Consider the following 20,493-nt stretch of genomic DNA (forward strand, 5'->3'; position numbering starts at 1 on the left):
AGTCATGAACAAAAAACTTCCCGTTCTTTTACTCGTATCGGTTTTTATTATTGCCACCTGCGGGCTTATTTATGAGCTGATAGCAGGCACGTTGGCCAGCTACCTGCTGGGCGATTCGGTTACCCAGTTTTCTACCATTATCGGGGTTTACCTTTTTTCGATGGGACTGGGTTCATGGGTATCCAAATACTTTGATAAAAACCTGCTGGCCTGGTTTATCCGGATCGAAATACTGGTTGGCCTGGTGGGCGGTACAAGCTCATCTATCCTGTTCCTTGTTTTTGAAAGTGTAAGTTCGTTCCGTATTATATTATACGGACTGATATCCCTTACCGGCATCCTTGTAGGGCTGGAAATTCCGTTGCTGATGCGTATTTTGCAAAATAGGTTTGAGTTTAAAGACCTGGTATCAAAGGTGTTCACTTTTGATTATATAGGCGCTTTAATAGCCTCGCTGGTATTCCCGCTGCTGCTTATCCCTTACCTGGGTTTGGTGCGCACAGCTTACCTGTTTGGTATGCTGAATGTACTGGTAGCTTTAATAACCTGTATCAATTTCAGGCACGAAATTAAAGGGGCTAAATATTTGCAAAGCGCATCCATCATCAGTATGCTGGCTTTGCTGGTTGGTTTTGTGTATGCCAATACCATTACCAGTTTTTCGGAAAGTTTAACGTATAGCGATACCATCATTTTTTCGAAAAGTACGCCATACCAGCGCATCATCATCACCAAAAAAGGCCGCGACCTGCGCTTGTTTTTAAACGGCAACCTGCAATTCAGTTCGGTTGATGAATACCGCTACCATGAGGCGCTCATTCACCCTGTATTACAGGCCCTGCCCGATGCCAAAAATATTTTGGTGATGGGCGGCGGCGATGGGCTTGCCGTGCGCGAAATTTTAAAGTATCCGCAGATTGAAACCGTTACCCTGGTTGATTTAGATAAGGAAATGACCAAACTGTTCCGCACTAACGATATGCTGCTGAAGCTGAACCGCCGCTCGTTATTATCGCCTAAAGTAACCGTAATGAATGCCGACGCCTTTTCATGGGCCCGGGCACAGCACAAAACCTACGATGCCATTATTATTGATTTTCCCGATCCTTCCAATTACTCGGTTGGTAAACTATACACCAATACTTTTTATGCCATTGTAAAGCATTTGCTTAATCCAGATGGTATTATGGTGATACAATCCACATCGCCCTATGTGGCGCCAAAATCATACTGGACGGTGGAGAAAACCCTGCAATCAGTTGGTTTGCATACCGTACCCTACCATAACTATGTGCCCTCGTTTGGCGAGTGGGGCTATATTATGGCCATGACCAAGCCGGTATACAAAGTGCCCGGTCATTACTTGCCGGGCCTGCGTTTTATGTCGAAAGCTTGCCTGGAGCAGATGTTGTACTTTCCGGCGGATATGGCCAGGGTACCGGCGCAGGTTAACAAACTGAACAACCAGATACTGGTAAAATATTTTGAGGATGAGTGGTCGACCGTTTTATAGCCGCAGCAGCGGGATGAAGCCAACCAGTCGCCGCGCGTTTATTTTGCAGGCGGGCCTGGTTACCGGGGCCATATTGCTTAATGGCTGCATCCGCAGGTTAAGCGGCGGCAAACCGGAGTATGCCCATATTAAAGGCAAATTGGCCGGCCCCAACGCCAAAGCCGGCCATGCCCTGCGCGATAAACTGCCCATGCCGGCACCCACCACACAGCAAATGGTTAAAACATTAATTATCGGCAGCGGTATTTCGGGCCTATCGGCCGCGAGGTGGCTGTTAAAGCAGGGCGAAACAGATTTTCAATTGCTGGAGCTGGAAGATCATGCTGGCGGTAATGCTTACTTTGGATCGAATGAAGTATCGGCCTATCCCTTAGGTGCGCACTATATCCCCATTGTAAATAACGATGATAAGCTGCTAATTGATTTTTTGCAGGAGCACCAGGTAATTACCCATTTTGACGAAAAAGGGCTGCCCTTTTATAACGAGTTTTACCTGTGCTTTGACCCCGAAGAGCGGCTGCTGATAAACGGCCACTGGCAGGAGGGCATAGTACCCGATTTTGGTGTGACTGATAATGACAGGAAACAGATCATCCGCTTTTTTGCCCTGGTTACTCAACTGAAAAATGCGAAGGGGAATGATAGTAAGTATGCCTTTGATATCCCTTTGGATAACAGTTCGGCCGATGATGCCTACCGGAAACTGGACAGGATCTCGTTCAAGGATTACCTCAAAGATAACAGCTTCGATTCGCCTTACCTGCTCTGGTATCTAAACTATTGCTGTAAGGACGATTATGGTACACCGGCACAAAATGTGAGCGCCTGGGCAGGGCTGCACTATTTTTCGGCCCGCAAAGGCACTGCGTCCAACGCCGATCCAAACGCTGTAATTACCTGGCCCGAAGGTAACGGCTGGCTTATGAAACGCCTGCGCGAAACAGTAAAAGACCATATTAAAACGGGCCACCTGGCTTACGATGTCCAAATAGCAGCAGGTGGCAAGGTCGCGGTAAAGGTGCTCGACCTGAAACAAAATACATCCGCTGTTATTTATGCGGATAAGGTGATCATGGCATCGCCACAGTATGTTAACCAAAAGTTGCTGAAAAATACTATACGTCCGGGGTTTGATGCGGGTAAGCTGCATTATTCGCCATGGCTTATTGCTAATATTACGGTTAATAAATTACCCTCGGCAGCCAAAGGCATGGTGCTGTGCTGGGATAATGTGGCCTACAATACGGCGTCGGTAGGGTATGTAAATGCCAACCAACAGGATATTAAACTGGTAGAACAACAAAAGGTGCTTACCTACTATTTGCCCCTTTGCGATAAAGAACCCCGCATTGCGCGGCTGGCAGCTTATACCCGCACCTATGAGCAATGGATGGATATTGTGGTACCCGAAATGGAGCAAATGCACCCCGGTATAACTGAGTGTATTGAGCAGGTGGAGTTTTGGCTGTGGGGCCACGGCATGATTAGTCCGTCGGTCGGTTATATTTGGGGCGATAACAGGCAGCAGGCGCGGTTGCCCATCAACAACCAGGTATTTTTTGCGCATACCGATCTGAGCGGGGTATCTATTTTCGAGGAAGCATTTCACCAGGGCATTAGGGCAGCACAACAGGTTTTAGCACATGAGCATACAACAGCATAATAACCAGGAACAGCCCTGGATAAAAAGCCGCCTGGTGGATGGTGTTTTTATCCTGTCGCCCCCGTTTATCGCTTTGCTTATTGTGGCGCTGTTCCCGGCGCAATTTAAAAACTCGGGCCTGATGCCGGTTCAATATTGGGTGGTACTTATTGTGATGATAGATGTAGCCCATGTGTACAGCACGCTTTATCGTACTTATTTTAACCCGGTATCTTTTAAGCAGCAGCGGCATTTACTATTGGCCATCCCCTTGTTTTGCTACATAGGCGGGGTGATGCTGTACGTTGGCGGCGGCATTTATTTTTGGCGCGCGCTGGCCTACCTGGCGGTGTTCCATTTCATCAGGCAGCAGTATGGTTTTATGCGTATTTACTCGCGCCAGGAAAAACAAGGTTGGATTTTTAGGTATATTGATAACGCGGCCATTTACATCGCTACCATTTACCCCTTATTATACTGGCATTTTACCGGCTACAAAAAAAACTTCAACTGGTTTGTCGATGGCGATTTTGTGCTTTTCCATTTTGACCATATCCTGGTGGTTTGCAAGGCGATTTACCTGCTCACCATTTTGTTGTATTTTGTTAAAGAAATTTGGGTTTTTAATACCACCAAACAGTTTAATATTGCCAAAAATGTATTGGTTTTTGGCACTTTTTTGTCGTGGTATTTCGGCATCATTTACTACAACGGCGATATGGCTTTTACCACTCTCAACGTGGTTTCGCACGGCATTCCCTACATGGCCCTGGTATGGATTTACGAGCAAAAGAAATTTACAGGTGAAGCTAAGCCCAAAACAACCTTCCTTAAAATTACCTTCAGCAAGTATGGTGTGCTATCCTTTGTGGGCCTGCTCATCCTGTTTGCCTATTTTGAAGAAGGCCTGTGGGATGGCCTGGTGTGGAAAGAACACGCCTCGGTTTTTAAACCCTTTGCCGCCCTGCCCACCATCAACAGCGACATGCTGCTGGCGCTTATTGTACCTCTGCTGGCGCTACCACAATCTACCCACTATGTACTGGATGGCTTTATCTGGAAGATGAAGAGACAGGATGCCGGCGAGAGGGCAGTACTTTACAATAAAGAGTATCCGGGCTAAAAATAATCCGAACACTTAAGCTGTTTTATATCAGTATCTTAAGTGTTCGGCTAAAAACGCGAACGCATCCCCACGCAAATCCGAACACCTGACCTTATCCCTTCGGCATAAACTTCTTCAGCGACATGATGTACCCGGCATGCAAACCCTCATGAAAAGGCAAAAATGCCACCGCCGTATCTATCGAATCAAGCTCGACACCATATCGGGTGGTGAAGGCACCATAATTGGCAAAAATGCCGTTATCCAGGTCGGTTTCCAGTTGTTCTATAGTAGATACGAATAACTCTTTGATGGTTGCGATATCTTCTTCGCCTATAAAATCAGTGGGTTTGGTATCTGGGCGGTATGGGGTATAAAATTTATCATCGGTGACAATTGGCAAACCCGCCCGGGTATAGCAAATGCCTTGCTGGGCCGATATCATGTGTGCTAAGTTCCAGATAATGTTGTTGTTGAATCCCTGTGGTACCAGGTTCAATTGCTCGGGACTTAGGTCTTTTATGGAGTTAAGTACCATGAGGCGCGGTTTAAGTATAATTTCTATCGATTTACGCATGTGAGATATTTTAGTTGATTTATGGCGCGGCTAAAGTATGAAGATTTGGTGTATTATTTTATCAAATTACTTAATGGTGATAGTGTAGTTTTAGGTGTTTAGGCTTTTATTATACCTTTGCGGCTTCTGTTACGTTAGCTAAATACCGCTTGATTTACAACATCAAAAGATATGATTAAAAAGATTTACATACTCGTCATCTTCACTATAGTTACTATAACCACTACTCTGGCCCAGGAACAAACCATCGATATTCATTTTAATGCCCTTGGCTTTTTGGATAACCGCGAGTACAAGGCTTTTATCCCCCGCTCGCGCACCTATAGCGGCATGCGTACCGAGCTTGATTTAGGCTGGAACATTGATAGCTTAAACCATTTTGTTTTTGGGGCCAACGGCATTCACGAGTTTGGCGCCAAACCCTACTTTTTAAAAGTGAACCCGGTAGCCTATTACAATTTTACAGGTAAAAGCTGGCTGTTTTACGCCGGTGCTTTCCCCCGCGAAGGTTTACTTGACGATTATCCGCGTGCTATTTTAAATGATACCCTGCGCTACTACCGGCCTAATATTGAGGGCTTGCTGGCCCGTGTGCACAACGAACACTTTACCGAAACCGGCTGGATTGACTGGGTAAGCCGCCAAACCCAAACCGACAGGGAACAGTTTTTATTTGGATTTTCGGGCAAATACAAGCCATCGGTTAAAGGGCCTTTTTATGTATCCCATTACTTTATGCTGATGCACGATGCCGGTGCCGAAATTGCTGTTCCTAATGATAATATCAGGGATAACGGTGCCGGGCAAATCAGGTTAGGTTTAGACTTTAGTCATAAAACCTTTTTAGATTCGTTATCAGTTGAAGCCGGCGGCATGATGTCATTAGAGCGGGTGCGTGGTGTAGACGGGTTTCATAAACCGGCAGGCTTTGTGGCCAATGTTTATTTGAGCTACAATAAGTTTGCCTTATTTGATGAATTTTACAAAGGCCAGGGACATGAAATTACCTATGGCGATTCGTGGTTTGAAAAGAAAACTTATAACCGGATGGATATCATCTGGACACCATTTTTATATAACCGGGTAAAAGGTCAGTTTATTTTAAGCTTCCACCAAACGCCGGGTTTCAGGATGAGTAACCAGGAGGCTTTCAGGATCACTGTTGATTTGGGCCGCAAGACATTAATCAGGATGAAGAATTAAATTACGTCCTGATAGGTAAATATTAGTATAAAGATCTCCCCTGCAAATGGAGATTAAAAACAATCTTATCATCACTTTATAAATAATACATCTATGCAATTAAAAAAAAAGTTACTGATTTTTGCCGCTTTATTGTTCATTATACCTGCCCGTTTGTTTGCGCAGGATAACCAGTTTTCGGGTTGGGCAGCAGTGTTTCACTCGCAAAAACTATCTGAACATTGGGGCTACTCGTTCGACGGACAGCTACGTTCACATGACGAGCTGAGTTACCTGAAACATATTTTGCTGCGCCCATCGGCCAATTACTACTTTGCCAAAAATAAGGTTGGCGCTTTGGGTTATGCCTACATAGCAACATATGGCCGCACCACTGCCGGCGATCAAACCTTTCGCCCCGAACACCGCCTTTGGCAGCAATATACTTACACCCATAAACTGAGCAAAAATGTAAACCTTGCGCACCGTTTGCGTTTGGAGCAGCGCTTTTTGGGTAACACTGCCGCTACCAAAAACGATAACTACTTTGCACAACGCTTCAGATATTTTGCACGGGCCATTGTGCCTTTGAAAAGGGATTCGGCTGTGTTTGCGCAAGGCCCTTTTGTAGCCTTACAAAATGAGGTGTTTGTAAACATCCAAAACAAAAACAAGGTAAACAAACACTTTTTCGACCAAAACCGCGCCTATGTAGCTATTGGTTACCGCATTAACAAAATGATTGATGTGGAAACCGGCTACCTTAACCAATACATAAAACAAGCCGAAGCCTACACGATTAACCACGTAGCACAGCTGGCTTTTTATACAAGGTTTTAAAGCCTCACCCCGGCCCTCTCCAAAGGAGAGGGAGGAAGAAAAATGTTCAAAAAAGAAAAAGCGATGAGTTCAATTCATCGCTTTTTCTATTAATGCTCCATGCAAATCAAAAAGCCCTCTCCTTTGGAGAGGGTTGGGTGAGGCTCTTACATCCTGCTCACATCGCCGCTTCCTATCTTAGAGCTGCTCACACTTTTAACGCTGCCGGTATAGTATACATCGCCCGAGCCTACTACTGATGCCTCCAGTTTTTGGCTTACATTCACCCTTGCATCGCCAGATCCTGCAACACGTACCGATGCGGTATTAGTTGTTAAATCCCTTGCGGTATAATCGCCAGAACCGGCTACGCTGATGTTTGAATTATCGGCGGTACCACTTAGTTTGATATCGCCCGATCCTGCCAGATTCACATCAAGGCTTTTAACCCAAAGTTTGCCGCTTACATCGCCCGATCCGGTTAGTTTCAGTTTAAATGAACCGGCACGCAAACCTTCCCTGAATGATACATCGCCCGAACCTGAAAGTGATACACCGTTTACTTCTTTAATCGTAACGTAGATCATGATCTTTTTGTGGCCGCCATCAAACCAGTGCCAGTCGTTATCGCTTTTGGTATAAATTTTAAGGGTGTTACCTTCTACTTCGGTAATAATGCGGCTGATAACGTCAGATGGCGCCTGTACCTTAACAGATTCTGTTGATCCCTGGGTGATAACCACATCAAACGAACCGGCGACGCTTACCGAGGTAAAGCCGGATAAATGGCGGTCTTCTGTGTTTTGGGTAACCTCGTCGGTTGGGGTATTTGTTTTTGCAATTGTATAGCCTGCAGTACCTGTTATCAAAGCAGCAATCAGTAATATTTTGCTTAATGTTTTCATCTTAATTATCTCTTATGTAGCTATATGACGCAAGTTATTTGGCGAGGTTGCATGGAGTTGTAAAAAAGTTGATTCGGTTGATTAAGTTAAGTGGTTGATTGGGTTGGATTAAGTTAAGTAGTTGATTGAGTTAAGTAGGGACGCGGATTGATCTGAAAAGAATATCCTTATTCTAACTTATCAACCCAATCCAACTCAATCAACTACTTAACTTAATCCAACCCAATCAACCACTCACCAACATCTACTCCACCAACACCCCAATATAATAATTAAATGTGTCAACTTCAATGGTGTCCTTTGTGGCGCCGTCTAACTCAAAAGGTTTGAATTGTTTGGTTGGGGTGATAAATTTGTAATCGCCGCCTTTTACGCGCACTTTAACGGGCATGGCAAAGTCTTTAGCATCGGTGCTGGTCCAGCGGGCATAGCTTTTACCTTCACGGAACATGATCTCGAGGATGGGGATGGTTTTGTAGTGCAGGTATTGGTCAAATACCGGCGCCAGGTTCATGCCCGCCTCTTTGCTGATGTAATCAACTACCTGGTTGTAAGTAACTGTTTGGTGGTAGAATGTTTTGTTAAGGCCACGCAGGATACCGTGCCATTTTTCATCGTCATTAATAATAGTACGGATCATGTTAAGCATGTTACCGCCTTTGTAATACATATCGCCCGAGCCTTCTTTGTTTACGCCGTAAGCGCCTACAATAGGCCTGTCATTTGCAATGGCCATGCGGGTGCCGTGTACATATTCCTGGCCGGCCTGCTTGCCGTAAAAGGTTTCTACAAATAACGATTCGGAGTAGTTGGTGAAACTTTCGTGGATCCACATATCGGCAAGGTCTTTTGAGGTGATGTTGTTGCCAAACCACTCGTGCCCGCTTTCATGTATTACGATGAAATCCCATTTTAGTCCCCAACCCGTACCCGAAAGATCGCGGCCCAGGTAGCCGTTTTTATAGTGATTGCCGTAAGCTGTGCCGCTTTGGTGTTCCATACCCAGGTGATGGCTTTCTACCAGTTTATAGCCATCCTCGTAAAAAGGATAAGGGCCAAACCAATGTTCAAATGCTTTGAGCATGCGTGGCGCATCAAACCCCCATTGTGCTTTGGCTTTATCAAGGTTATAACTTAAGGGCCAAAAATCCATGGTCAGCTTGCCTTTTTCGCCGTTGTATATGCCCTCGTAATGGGTGTAGTCGCCAATGTTGGCTTCAATATCATAGTTGTTGATAGGGTTGGTTACAAACCAATCGAAACGGGTATAGCCATCCTTCAGGTCGGTAACTTTGCGTAAACGACCGTTTGATACATCCTTTAAACCCTTTGGTACGCTGATGCTGATGAGGGCGCTATCTACCTCATCCTCCTGCTGATCTTTAGTTGGCCACCATACGCTGGCCCCCATGCCCTGGCAGGCTGTTGATACCCAGGCATGGCCTAACGAGTCGGTGTTATACTCCACACCGCCATCCCATGGGGCACGCTTGGCAATGGTTGGGTTGCCGGAGTAATAAACGGTAAACTCGTCCTTACTGCCCTTGCTGATGTTTTTGGGGAAGGTTAAAAACACGGCGTTAAACTCGCGGGTATATTTTAACTCCTGCCCTTTGTAAACCACCTTTTCAATTTTTAGGTTATTCCAAAGGTCAAATTGCAGCTTATCAAAATCACTAACCGCGGTAAACTTAAACAGCACGTTGCCGCTGATGAATTTTTTATCGACATCAAACTTCACATCCAGGTGATAATAATTGATATCGTAACAAGTACGCAGCGGCGTTGTTAACGATCCGCGTAAAGTATCAGCCCGGGTAAATTTTTCTTTAACTGTGCCTAATTGTGCCTTTGCCGGCAAAAAGCTTGCACCAGCCATCAAAAGGCCGAGTGCGTATTTAATCATGTTCTTATTTTGCATATATATTATTGTAAAGCCCTGTCTAAATCAAAAAATAAATTTGTCATTTCGAACGAACCAAGGGCGGTTTTGAGCGATGGGGTGAGGAGAAATCTTATACGCCTTGCATTCGAGAGGCTTATCGCGATGCAAATTGTCTAAGATTTCTCCTCGTACCTCGTTCGAAATGACAACGGGTTTAACTTAATCAGCTCAATCCAACCCAATCAACCACTCACTCAATCAACCAACACCCCCACATAAAAATTCAACTTATCCACCTCAATATTATCCTTATTTACCCCTTCAACATCAACCGGTGTAAAGCGGGTTGTAGGCGTAATAAATTTATACTCGCCGCCTTTTGCGCGGATTAAAACGGGCATAGCGAAATCTTTGGCGTTGGCTATCCACCTGGCGCTGAATTTGCCCCTTACGGTTGCAAACTCCAGGATGGGCAGATCCTTATAGCGCAGGTACTGGTCAAATACCGGTAACAGGTTTTTGCCCGATTGTTCGGTAATGTAATTTACCACCTGGTCGTATGTAACGGTTTGGTGGTAAAAAGTTTTGTTGAGGCCGCGCAGGATAGTGCGCCATTTTTCATCGTCGTTAATAATGGTGCGCACCATGTTAAGCACTACCGCACCCTTGGGGTACATATCGCCCGAGCCTTCTTTGTTTACATTATATGGGCCCACCACCGGGCTATCGTTGTTAATGCCTTCTCTTAGCCCGAAGTTGTAATCCTGCCCGGCTTTTTCGCCCCAGTTATCTTCAATGAACAACGATTCGGAATAGCAGGTAAAGCTTTCGTGGACCCACATATCGCCCAAATCTTTCCCGGTAATGTTATTGCCAAACCACTCATGGCCGCTTTCGTGGATAATGATGTAATCCCATTTAAGTCCCCAGCCTGTGCCCGACATATCGTAGCCCAAATAACCATTTAAAAAATGGTTGCCATAAGCCGTGGCGCCCTGGTGCTCCATACCCAGGTGCGGGGTTTCTACCAGTTTGTAGCCGTCCTCATAAAAAGGGTAGGGGCCAAACCAGTGCTCAAAAGCTTTAAGCATGGGCCTGGCATTGGCACTAAAGTGTTTTTTCGCCTTCTCCAAACTGGTGGGCAGTACCCAGTAATCCATAGTAAGTTTGCCTTTTTCGCCCATGTAGGTATCGCCAAAATGTACGTAATCGCCAATGTTGGCAACCACATCATAATTATTGATCGGGTTGGCCACAAACCAATCGAATTTGGTATAACCATCTTTTAACGGCGTAACTTTGCGCAGGCGACCGTTAGATACATCTTTTAAACCCTTGGGGACGCTGATGCTGATGAGCATGCTATCAACCTCATCGCTCAGGTGATCTTTATTGGGCCACCAGATACTGGCGCCCACACCCTCGCAGGCGGTAACCACCCATGGTTTTTTAAGCGAATCCTGTTTGTAAACAACGCCACCATCCCAGGGCGCGTTTATGGCAATGGTTGGTTTACCCGAGTAATAAACGGTGAACTGATCTTTACTGCCTTTGGTAACGGTTTTTGGAAAAGTTAAAAACACGGCATTGGCATCGCGTTTAAAGGGCAGTGTTTTGCCCTTGTAAACTACTTTATCTACACTAAGATTAGCAAACAAATCAAACTGCAGCAATGTAAAATCTTGTGTGGCGGTAAACTTAAACATGTTGCTGCCGCTGATAGCTTTATGGTCGATATCAAACTTAACATCCAGGTGGTAGTAGTTAATATCGTAACAGGTACGCGGCGGCGTTAGATTACCGCGCAGGCTATCGGCATGGGTAAAGGTTTCTTTTTCCTGTAAGAGTTGGGCATGGGCCGGTAACGAAAATGCTACTGTGCTTAACAGGAGCAGCGCGGTGTGGTATAGTTGTTTTATATTCATGTGTTACTGAGTTCCTCATTAGGGATAAGTTCCAAACAATACTTAATGGTGTGGATATTTCGTATGTTTAATTTTGTCTTTATGGCTATCAAGTTCTACATGATTACACCATTATCCACTTAACCAATCGCCATTGTTTTGTTTTGGGATAATACTTGAATGTTTTTCGCCCCTCATGTCTTACATTGGCGTGTACCTGTGTGGTTATCGTTTTATGCTTGATGTCGATTTCTCGTGGGAACGAACCTACGCGGTCGGTTAAATAATTATCTTTATGAAAATAACCCTTGTTATCCTGCAAGTAAAAGTTATAAATAGGGCCTCCATTACCACCAGAATCATATTTTATCGCTAAATCCTCCTTGCCGTCAAAATTTAGGTCAGCAATTACGAGATCTCCAAAATCATAATCGATAACTTCTAATGATTTATTGTACCCTGTGACGTATGATCGCGATGCGCTATCTGATTTAAAAACACCCTCAAAAAACCAGCCTGGTAAAAAGCTAATAACTTGTTGATCATTAGTTGTCTTGTTTAGAATAGATAATTTAACATTCGACACCCTTGCAACATCGTCGGTATCTTTAAACCAAGTTGCTTGAATTTTGAAAACAAATTTATGTGATAATTTTGAATAGGTGTGTGCTTGCCCATTTGCATAGCAGCCCAATGCCATTATTAAAGCTAATCCCAATAATATTCTTTTCAGCATGAGTTGTTAATCAGTCAAAATAACAGCCTAATTTAGCAACATAAATGCTAACAAATAATTTAATACAACACTGTTACATGAAGCAGCTAATAAATAACCAATATTAGCTAAAATAGGATAAAACCCGGGCCTGATTTCATTCATTTTCGTATCATTGCAGCCCTTTTCAAATAAATAAAACAATGGCACATTTTCCGGTACAATATTCCACATTATCTGCCATTGCTTTAAAAAAGTATATTGGGGTGGCTTATGGCCTGCAGCTAATTAATTGCAGGTTTTTATTGCGCGGCGTAAGCGATACTTATATCATCGAGGCGATTGACGCCAAATACGTACTAAAGATCTACCGCGAACAACACCGCCCGCACGATGAAATACAAGGCGAAATTGAACTGCTTAATTTGCTGAAGACCGGCGGTGCAAGCGTAGCTTACCCTATAACTGCTGTCGATGGCAGCCAGCTGCAACAATTTGACGCACCCGAAGGTACCCGTTACGGCATCCTTTTCTCGTACGCCGAAGGCGCCCCGGTTATGGATTTCAACGACGATCAGTTAAAAACCATTGGCCGGCAGATAGCTATGGTTCACAACATCACATCGGTGGCCCGGCTTAGTTATCCCCGCAGGGAATATAATATTGAAACTACGCTTATCAATCCCCTAAAAAGTTTTGAACCTGCGTTTAAAGATCTGCCTGATGAGTATGCTTATTTACAGGATCTGGCAGTTAAGGTAGCTCAAAAGCTAAGCTCGTTGGATACCGCTAACTTTAGCTACGGCTATTGCCAGTACGATTTTTTACCGAAAAACTTTCATTTTGACGATGCCGGTAATTTAACATTTTTCGATTTCGACTTTGCAGGTAAAGGGTTGCTTGTTAACGACCTGATGTCGTTTTTCGTCCATTTCTTTATGCATGTGTATACAGGTAGATTAAAGGACGGGGAAGCCGAACGGATGTTTGCTGTTTTTGTGGCTGCTTATCGCGAAACAAGAGCGGTTAGCGACGAGGAACTCAAAGCCATCCCTTACCTTGGCGTAGGCTTCTGGATTTTTTACCTCGGGTTTCAGTATGAACATTTTGATGACTGGTCGAACCCGTTTTTTGGGCCGAGGTTTATTAAAGACAGGGTAGCGCTGATAAAAGTGTGGGTGGATAAGTATTGTGAGTTTTGATCTGAAACGCATGATTGTTTGAACGCCGGTCACTACTCACCCAGGCTACGCTACGCTGGCCAACCCCACACCGGCAAGAGCCGCATAGAGGGTGAGTTTCATTTTTTATTTTTAGCCACACCACGCGCGAAACCGGAGCAGGGCGTCCCGATATATATCGCAGGTGTTTCTGAGCCATATGCTGCAATGATAGCTATGCGAGGAAGGGCCAGGGAACTAAGTTTGCAAACCGTGAAATTAGTTCATCTACCTGATGAGCGTGAGCGAACCCGAAATAGTTTCTGTCTTTTTATTCACATCAACAGCTATAACATAATAGTAAGTACCTACCGGCAATCTCCTTCCGTTCAAGGTCCCATTCCATGGGATGCTGTAACCAACAGAATGAAAAACCAACGTTCCAAAACGGTTATACACGCTTACAATCTTGTTGTTATAAAAAGCCAGGGCCGAAATTTCCCATGAATCGTTTACACCATCCCCATTTGGTGTAAACGTATTTGGAATTGAGATAGATAGCGGAAGAGGTGTAATGGTAAGAATGCCAGGTACATAACTTATGTCATAATTAGGCGATGCGGCCCCGCTGGCAGTTATGATGTATTGCCCTACGGGTGATGTTGTTGCTGCAGTAGTAATAACTATGGGTTTGGTTATTAAATTTGTGGCAGTTTCGCCATTTACAAAGCCTGTGTAACTTACGGTTAAGGTAGGATTGCCGGTTCCAAAAACCTTGGTCTTATCATTAGCTACTATACTTAATGGGGCAACATTTACATAACTTAACGGCATAATCATGTTAGTGTTAGTGATACCGGCGCTGCTAAGTAATATATTGCCTGTATAATTACCCACTACACTTAAAGCAGATAACCGGATGTAGATTTCACTTGGAGCAATGGTGCCGCCGCTGCCAATAATTACCGTTGGATAAAACTGAATATTGTTTGTACTTACTTCAAAACCAGTTGGTGGCGTTATTAAAATCCCTGTTGATAAACCCTCGCCGGATACTGTAAAACTTATAGATGATGACGCAGTGCCATAGATAGTCTCTAATGATGTCAAAGTCCCCGTTGCTGTAATGGCAATCGGTGGTTGAACATTAATATTGCCATTTGTATAGGTAATATTGTAATTGCTGGTATTAAAAGTACCGCCTGTAGCAGATAATGGTATTACTGATCCTTGGTATAACCCAATTGGATCAGTTGCTGCCGATCCTGTACCATAATTAAGCGTTACACTTCCAATCGTTTCCTGGTTTTTTAACCCCGTTGATGTGAAGGCCACTGATCCGGAAACCCCGTTTAAGGTTGAACCATAAGTTTTATCAATATCGTTAGCCCGGATAGTTAAAGCAGCCGGACTAATTATGCTATTGGGAACAGCGATGTTTACATTGGTGGCTCCGTTGCTGCTCAAAGTAATATTGCCTGAGTAACTGCCAGAATTGGCAACCGCGGTCAATCTTAAATATACCGGTATGGAGGTTACGCTGCCCGCAGCACCGACGGTGACTGTGCTGGCAAAGCTGACATTATCAGTACTTACTTCAAAACCCGCTGGCGGTGTAACCACAATGCCGTTAGTTAAATTTTTGCCTGATACCAAAAAACTGATTGATGACGAAGGCGTACCATAGGTGGTGTTTAACGCTGCCAAATTGCCCGAAGATGTTATGTTTGGAGAGGGATTAACAGTAATGGTGAAAGTAACGGGAGAACTGTTACAGCCAGAACCCGGCGAAATAAAATTTCCCGGCGATTCAACAGAAGTTTTTACGTCAATTGTATTTATTACTTTATTGGTCGCTGTATTGATCACTGAAACGATGTTTGAAGCTTCATTTGCCACAAATACCCTACTTCCATCGGGGCTTACAGATATCCCATAAGGATTTCCGCCCACGTCAATTGTTTTAATTACAGTATTTGTTGTTGTACTTATCACCGAAACCGTTCCTGGCGAAGAATTTGAAACGTAAACATTATGGCCATCGGGAGTTACGATTATACCCTTAGGATTAAGCCCTACTGTAACGTCAGATATTACGCTGTTGGTGGATGTATTAATAATTGAAACAGTGTTGGATTTGATATTTGTTACATATAACCTGCTACCGTCAGGATTCAATGATAGTTCAAGGGGAAATGGACCCGCTGCGATTGTTGTTATTATTGTATTTGTTTTTAAATCTACAACAGTTACCGTATTTGATGAATAATCCGTAACGTACATTTTGCTACCATCAGGACTTATCCTTGCGGCCCATATATCTGACGGTACAGAAATATTATCGACAACGGTATTTGATACCGCACTGATAACGGATATGTTGCCGACATTATGATTTACTACATACACCTTGCTTCCATCGGGGCTAACAGTAACTCCTATGGGATAAAACATTACAGGAATTGTAGCAATCACGGTATTGTTTTTAGTGTCAATCACCGAAACTGTATCATCCACACCGTTTGTTACATATACTCTGCTGCCATCAGGACTAACTGAAACGTATTCTGGTCTGACTCCTACCGGTATTACAGCTACAACTACATTGGTTGCTATATTAATTACAGATACCGTATTATTTTGTATGTGGGCTATATACGCAAATCCCGCCAGTCCCGGCGTAACTGTAATAGATGCTTTAACGGGAGTATCACCCGTATTAATCGCCGTAAAGGAAGGTATATCGCCTGTCCCCGTTGCAGGCAAACCTATGCCTGGTGTATTGTTCACCCAATTGTACACACACCCTGTTCCACCAAAATTAATAGCGGTGGTAGCAGATCCATTGGTAACTGTTTGATTTTGGCCCTTTGCTTTGACAAATAAAAAGAGAAGTGATATTGAAAGATTTAGGTAAAGTATAAATTTATTCATTCGTGCATAATATATGCTAAATATTGAAAGGGTCTGATTAAGGCTAAGTAATTATAGCTTGACACTATGAGTTCAAATATATTTAATCCGTTAGATAAATGGTGGAACTATAAAATTATTTTTAACAATCAAAACAGGGCAAATATGCCGGCGTTTCCTCTCCATCTTTTATATCAACAAAGAAAATTCACAATAAATTCAACCTGCTGCGCAAATTAAAAGCCTACGCCGTTAACCATGCAGGTGATAAAGCAAAATGATTTTATTGGGGAAAGATGGTGGCCAGCGTAGCGCGACGGGAGCGAGTAGTCTGCGCCGTGCCATATAGCGCCTGGCTTTCAATCCTATCTCCATAATGCCGTCGCCGGTAGTAAACAAGAAATTAGGCCGTTTTACTTTTCACCAAATCACTAATTCACTAACTCACTAATTCAATAATTACTCCTAACTTTGCCGACCATAAAACACACTACTATGCAATATGATGTTATCGTTATCGGTTCGGGCCCGGGTGGCTATGTGGCCGCTATACGCTGCGCCCAGTTGGGTTTAAAAACCGCTATCGTCGAAAAATATAGTACCCTTGGCGGTACCTGCCTCAACGTAGGTTGTATACCATCCAAGGCCCTGCTTGATTCATCCGAACATTACCATAATGCTGCCCATGCATTTAAAACCCATGGTATCAACCTCGAAAACTTAAGTATCGATTTTGGACAGATGGTTAAACGCAAGCAGGAAGTGGTGGATGCCAATACCAGCGGTATCAGCTACCTGATGAAGAAAAATAAGATCGACACGCATTTTGGTGTAGGATCTTTTAAAGATAAAAATACCATCACTGTTAAAAAGGCCGATGGTACCGAAACAGAGATAACCGGTAAAAATGTAATTATTGCCACAGGTTCAAAACCATCGGCATTGCCATTTTTACAGATCGATAAAAAACGCATCATTACCTCAACCGAGGCTTTGTCGCTTACCGAAGTGCCTAAGCACCTGGTGCTGATTGGCGGCGGCGTTATTGGCCTGGAGCTGGGTTCGGTATATGCCCGTTTGGGTGCCAAGGTATCTGTAATTGAGTTTATGGATGGCATTATCCCAACTATGGACAAAGCCCTTGGCCGCGAACTGCAAAAGGTATTAACCAAACTGGGGATGGAGTTTTACCTGGGCCACAAAGTAACCGGCGCTACCGTAAAAGGTAAAGAAGTAACCGTAACTTTTGATACCCCTAAAGGTGAGAAACAAGAATTAAAAGGTGATTACTGCCTGGTAGCTGTTGGCCGTGTAGCTTATACCGATGGTTTAGCTTTAGATAAAATTGGCATCACCGTTGAAGAACGTGGCCGCAAAATTACCGTTAACGATCACCTGGAAACCAGCGTTAAAGGTGTTTACGCCATTGGCGACGTAATTAAAGGCGCCATGCTTGCCCACAAGGCAGAAGATGAAGGTACGCTGGTTGCCGAGATTATTGCCGGCCAGAAACCGCATATTGATTACAACCTGATCCCCGGCGTAGTATACACCTGGCCTGAAGTTGCAGCCGTCGGCCAAACAGAAGAACAATTGAAAGCTGCCGGTGTGAAATATAAAACAGGATCGTTTCCCTTTAAAGCCAGCGGCCGTGCGCGTGCCAGCGGCGATTTGGATGGTTTTGTTAAAGTACTGGCCGATGCCACTACCGACGAAATTTTAGGGGTACACATGATTGGCCCCCGTGCGGCAGATATGATTGCCGAGGCTGTGGTTGCGATGGAGTTCCGTGCCAGTGCCGAAGATATCGCCCGGATCAGCCATGCCCACCCAACTTATACCGAGGCTATGCGCGAGGCTTGTTTAGCAGCTACGGAGAATAGAGCGATACATATATAAGTTGCCGGTTGGCAGTTTTGAGTTTGCAGTTAGAATATTTAAAAGCAGGGACAATATAGGTTGTTTCTGCTTTTTTGTTTTGATGGGGGAATTGTGTGAATCTGAATTAAACGGATTTTTTGAATGGGCAGAATTTAGCTGCCAGGGATTTTAAAATTTTAAAAATTCTTTAATTCGATAAATTCCGGTTCAGAAAACATTAGTCACTCCAATTATTAATTGGGATTGTACTTAATGCTGATTTGGAATAGAGCCACTAATTCTTCAAAAATCTGCTTTTAATAATCACGGCAACTATTGCCAGAACAAAGCTGCCCGCTGTGCTAAGTATAGATATGATCAATAGCTTTTTCATGGGCTCCCAAAAATCATCGGATAACCTTTGGCGCAGGAGGCTATCTTTCACCTTTTCAATTTTAGCTGATACATACAGGTTGTTTACCACAAAGAAAGTAATGAGCTCATGGATGAAAAAGACGCCCACAATCATTTTGACCAGCCAGAAATCTGACCCTGAGGCGGGGCCGTCAGGCGATTTCTTACCATTAAAATCCTCTGTCAATAAAAGTGCGCAACCATATGTGCAAAAAAACGTCAATAAAACCGGCGGGACATTATTAATAATTATCCATATGGTACCCTTTATCTTTTTGTTGAAAGAAATTACCAGGTAGGTTTGATAACTGATGGCTAACAGAAAAACGATACACAATAACAGGCATATCAGTTCGGTATTAATATAATATTTTGCCCGGATGTGGTTAGGCATAAATGTACAGCCGATAACTAATATGAAAGGTGAGAAAAGGGCGATGAGCTGCCAGTAGTTCAAACGTAATTTCATCGGATAAGGTTAAACTAATAAGGCAGCAATATAATCAATATCGCTGCCTTATCAGTTGATGGAAATAAGATTTTTATCTATACCGCTATCACATGTTTACCCTTTTTATACCCAACTGTTGCAAAATAAAAGATGAACAGGTAAATAGGGATTAGGATTACATAAGCTGTTTGGGCCGATATTTTATCAACCAGTAAACCGTAAATAGGAGGGAATACCGCTGCGCCTGCAATGCCCATTACCAGTAATGAGGAACCAATTTTGGTAAAGCGGCCTAACCCTGAAAGTGCCAGCGGCCAAATAGCAGGCCACATTAATGAGTTTGCCAAACCTAATAAAGCGATGCAGCTAATAGACGCGTATTTGGGTGTAAATAAAGCTAAACAAGTTAAAATAACTCCCAATACTGCCGAATATACCAGCGCTTTTTGCTGCGAAATATAACGGGGAATAAACACGATGCCGGCGATATATCCCAGTACCATACAAATTAGGGTACCCGATGCAAAATATTTAGCCGTAGATAGCGGGATATTGTGTGCTATGCCGTAACCAATTATCGAGTCGCCGGCTATAACTTCGGCACCCACGTAAAAAAACAGGGCTATCACTCCCAATATTAAATGCGGGAATTGCGTAATACTTGTTTTGCCCGAATTTGCGGCAGCTACAGTTTCGTCCTCGTGATCGGTATCAATTTCGGGCAGGCCCGAAAAATAAATAAGCACCGCCAATATGGCTAATACGATCACCATTAATACGTAAGGCAATATTACCCTTGATGCTAATTCGTTCAGTTCGGCTGTTTTTTGGGCGATATCTAATTTGGCAAGGTTGGCGTTAAAAGCATCGATGTTGTTTAAAACCACTGCACCAAGCGCTATTGGCGCCAATACGCCGGCAAATTTGTTAAATATACCCATAACGCTGATACGCTTTGCGGCGCTTTCAGCCGGCCCGATTATAGTAATGTAAGGGTTTGATGCCGATTGCAAAACCGCAAGGCCGCTGCCTTGTACAAACAAGCCAATTAAAAAGATGGCGTAGGTACGGGTTAAAGCAGCGGGTATAAAAATAAGTGCGCCCACGGCTATAATGATAAGCCCTACGGCCATACCATTTTTAAAACCAAATATTTTAAGTAACCATGCCGATGGTTTTGCCATTAACAGGTAAGCAATATAAAATGCGCTTGCCACAAGGTACGATTCGCGGTTATTTAGCTGGCAGGCTATTTTTAAATAAGGTATCAATACCGAGTTTAACCAGGTTACAAACCCGAAAATGAAGAATAGAACGCCGATGATTATTACCGGACTTACAATTGTTTTCTTTTGTGCCGATATTTCGGGTTTGGTAATGGATGTCATTTTTTATTTAAATCGTTAAGAAGTTAATTAAGTTTCTAAAATAATTAAAAAAGTTTAGCA

General features: G+C 43.6%; 15 protein-coding genes. 7 read left to right on the top strand and 8 right to left on the bottom strand.

Features of this window, described 5'->3' with window-relative positions; genetic code table 11:
* Positions 1-4 precede the first annotated feature (4 nt).
* From PQ469_RS02755 to PQ469_RS02765, 3 genes are read left to right on the top strand one after another with little or no spacing between them, the layout of a single operon-like run.
* Positions 5-1,513 carry a polyamine aminopropyltransferase gene (locus PQ469_RS02755; RefSeq protein ID WP_274211608.1) on the top strand — a complete coding sequence of 503 codons (1,509 nt, stop codon included), beginning with the start codon at positions 5-7 and terminating at the stop codon, positions 1,511-1,513.
* Between the two features lie 13 nt (positions 1,514-1,526).
* Complete coding sequence (locus PQ469_RS02760) at positions 1,527-3,176, top strand: FAD-dependent oxidoreductase (protein WP_274211609.1); 1,650 nt, start codon at positions 1,527-1,529, stop codon at positions 3,174-3,176.
* Entirely contained in the window at positions 3,157-4,278 is a 1,122-nt protein-coding gene (locus tag PQ469_RS02765; protein ID WP_274211610.1) for a hypothetical protein, read from the top strand. Before PQ469_RS02760 ends, PQ469_RS02765 begins: the two co-directional genes overlap by 20 nt.
* 94 nt (positions 4,279-4,372) lie before the next feature.
* Here the strand turns inward: PQ469_RS02765 and PQ469_RS02770 are convergent, their stop codons facing one another.
* On the bottom strand, positions 4,373-4,837 hold the full coding sequence (locus PQ469_RS02770; protein ID WP_274211611.1) for a DinB family protein: 465 nt from the start codon (positions 4,835-4,837) through the stop codon (positions 4,373-4,375).
* Between the two features lie 171 nt (positions 4,838-5,008).
* On the opposite strand from PQ469_RS02770, the gene PQ469_RS02775 reads away from it, so the two are divergent.
* Together PQ469_RS02775 and PQ469_RS02780 are read left to right on the top strand one after the other, a co-directional pair.
* Positions 5,009-6,040, top strand: a complete 1,032-nt coding sequence (locus PQ469_RS02775) for a lipid A deacylase (protein ID WP_274211612.1) — start codon at positions 5,009-5,011, stop codon at positions 6,038-6,040.
* A 93-nt stretch (positions 6,041-6,133) separates the two neighbouring features.
* Positions 6,134-6,859 carry a DUF2490 domain-containing protein gene (locus PQ469_RS02780; protein ID WP_090642582.1) on the top strand — a complete coding sequence of 242 codons (726 nt, stop codon included), beginning with the start codon at positions 6,134-6,136 and terminating at the stop codon, positions 6,857-6,859.
* Between the two features lie 146 nt (positions 6,860-7,005).
* Here PQ469_RS02780 and PQ469_RS02785 read toward each other — a convergent pair whose 3' ends face one another.
* The 4 genes from PQ469_RS02785 to PQ469_RS02800 form a co-directional block, all read right to left on the bottom strand.
* Positions 7,006-7,743 carry a head GIN domain-containing protein gene (locus PQ469_RS02785; protein WP_274211613.1) on the bottom strand — a complete coding sequence of 246 codons (738 nt, stop codon included), beginning with the start codon at positions 7,741-7,743 and terminating at the stop codon, positions 7,006-7,008.
* Positions 7,744-7,987: 244 nt separating this feature from the next.
* On the bottom strand, positions 7,988-9,664 hold the full coding sequence (locus PQ469_RS02790) for a M1 family metallopeptidase (protein ID WP_274211614.1): 1,677 nt from the start codon (positions 9,662-9,664) through the stop codon (positions 7,988-7,990).
* Positions 9,665-9,882: 218 nt separating this feature from the next.
* Positions 9,883-11,553, bottom strand: a complete 1,671-nt coding sequence (locus PQ469_RS02795) for a M1 family metallopeptidase (protein WP_274211615.1) — start codon at positions 11,551-11,553, stop codon at positions 9,883-9,885.
* A 103-nt stretch (positions 11,554-11,656) separates the two neighbouring features.
* Entirely contained in the window at positions 11,657-12,268 is a 612-nt protein-coding gene (locus PQ469_RS02800) for an XAC2610-related protein (protein WP_274211616.1), read from the bottom strand.
* A gap of 182 nt (positions 12,269-12,450) precedes the next feature.
* Between PQ469_RS02800 and PQ469_RS02805 the strand changes: the two genes are divergently transcribed.
* Positions 12,451-13,449 carry a phosphotransferase enzyme family protein gene (locus tag PQ469_RS02805; protein ID WP_274211617.1) on the top strand — a complete coding sequence of 333 codons (999 nt, stop codon included), beginning with the start codon at positions 12,451-12,453 and terminating at the stop codon, positions 13,447-13,449.
* 246 nt (positions 13,450-13,695) lie between these two features.
* On the opposite strand, the gene PQ469_RS02810 is transcribed toward PQ469_RS02805, so the two are convergent.
* Complete coding sequence (locus PQ469_RS02810) at positions 13,696-16,341, bottom strand: MBG domain-containing protein (protein WP_274211618.1); 2,646 nt, start codon at positions 16,339-16,341, stop codon at positions 13,696-13,698.
* Between the two features lie 474 nt (positions 16,342-16,815).
* Between PQ469_RS02810 and lpdA the strand changes: the two genes are divergently transcribed.
* Positions 16,816-18,219, top strand: coding sequence for a dihydrolipoyl dehydrogenase (gene lpdA, locus PQ469_RS02815; protein ID WP_274211619.1), 1,404 nt, complete (start codon positions 16,816-16,818; stop codon positions 18,217-18,219).
* Positions 18,220-18,475: 256 nt separating this feature from the next.
* Here the strand turns inward: lpdA and PQ469_RS02820 are convergent, their stop codons facing one another.
* Together PQ469_RS02820 and PQ469_RS02825 are read right to left on the bottom strand one after the other, a co-directional pair.
* Positions 18,476-19,063: a hypothetical protein gene (locus PQ469_RS02820; RefSeq protein ID WP_274211620.1), complete on the bottom strand. Its 588-nt coding sequence runs from the start codon at positions 19,061-19,063 to the stop codon at positions 18,476-18,478.
* A gap of 77 nt (positions 19,064-19,140) precedes the next feature.
* The gene (locus tag PQ469_RS02825) at positions 19,141-20,433 is read right to left on the bottom strand and encodes a sugar MFS transporter (protein ID WP_274211621.1); all 1,293 of its coding nucleotides are present in this window, start codon (positions 20,431-20,433) and stop codon (positions 19,141-19,143) included.
* Between the last annotated feature and the right edge of the window lie 60 nt (positions 20,434-20,493).

This window comes from Mucilaginibacter sp. KACC 22773 (assembly GCF_028736215.1).
GTDB lineage: Bacteria > Bacteroidota > Bacteroidia > Sphingobacteriales > Sphingobacteriaceae > Mucilaginibacter.

Coding starts and splice junctions, on each gene's coding strand:
- PQ469_RS02780 (WP_090642582.1), top strand. CDS start 6,134: ATGCAATTAAAAAAAAAGTTACTGATTTTTGCCGCTTTATTGTTCATT.
- PQ469_RS02775 (WP_274211612.1), top strand. CDS start 5,009: ATGATTAAAAAGATTTACATACTCGTCATCTTCACTATAGTTACTATA.
- PQ469_RS02790 (WP_274211614.1), bottom strand. CDS start 9,664: ATGCAAAATAAGAACATGATTAAATACGCACTCGGCCTTTTGATGGCT.
- PQ469_RS02810 (WP_274211618.1), bottom strand. CDS start 16,341: ATGAATAAATTTATACTTTACCTAAATCTTTCAATATCACTTCTCTTT.
- PQ469_RS02800 (WP_274211616.1), bottom strand. CDS start 12,268: ATGCTGAAAAGAATATTATTGGGATTAGCTTTAATAATGGCATTGGGC.
- PQ469_RS02760 (WP_274211609.1), top strand. CDS start 1,527: ATGAAGCCAACCAGTCGCCGCGCGTTTATTTTGCAGGCGGGCCTGGTT.
- PQ469_RS02755 (WP_274211608.1), top strand. CDS start 5: ATGAACAAAAAACTTCCCGTTCTTTTACTCGTATCGGTTTTTATTATT.
- PQ469_RS02785 (WP_274211613.1), bottom strand. CDS start 7,743: ATGAAAACATTAAGCAAAATATTACTGATTGCTGCTTTGATAACAGGT.
- PQ469_RS02820 (WP_274211620.1), bottom strand. CDS start 19,063: ATGAAATTACGTTTGAACTACTGGCAGCTCATCGCCCTTTTCTCACCT.
- lpdA (WP_274211619.1), top strand. CDS start 16,816: ATGCAATATGATGTTATCGTTATCGGTTCGGGCCCGGGTGGCTATGTG.
- PQ469_RS02805 (WP_274211617.1), top strand. CDS start 12,451: ATGGCACATTTTCCGGTACAATATTCCACATTATCTGCCATTGCTTTA.
- PQ469_RS02825 (WP_274211621.1), bottom strand. CDS start 20,433: ATGACATCCATTACCAAACCCGAAATATCGGCACAAAAGAAAACAATT.
- PQ469_RS02795 (WP_274211615.1), bottom strand. CDS start 11,553: ATGAATATAAAACAACTATACCACACCGCGCTGCTCCTGTTAAGCACA.
- PQ469_RS02770 (WP_274211611.1), bottom strand. CDS start 4,837: ATGCGTAAATCGATAGAAATTATACTTAAACCGCGCCTCATGGTACTT.
- PQ469_RS02765 (WP_274211610.1), top strand. CDS start 3,157: ATGAGCATACAACAGCATAATAACCAGGAACAGCCCTGGATAAAAAGC.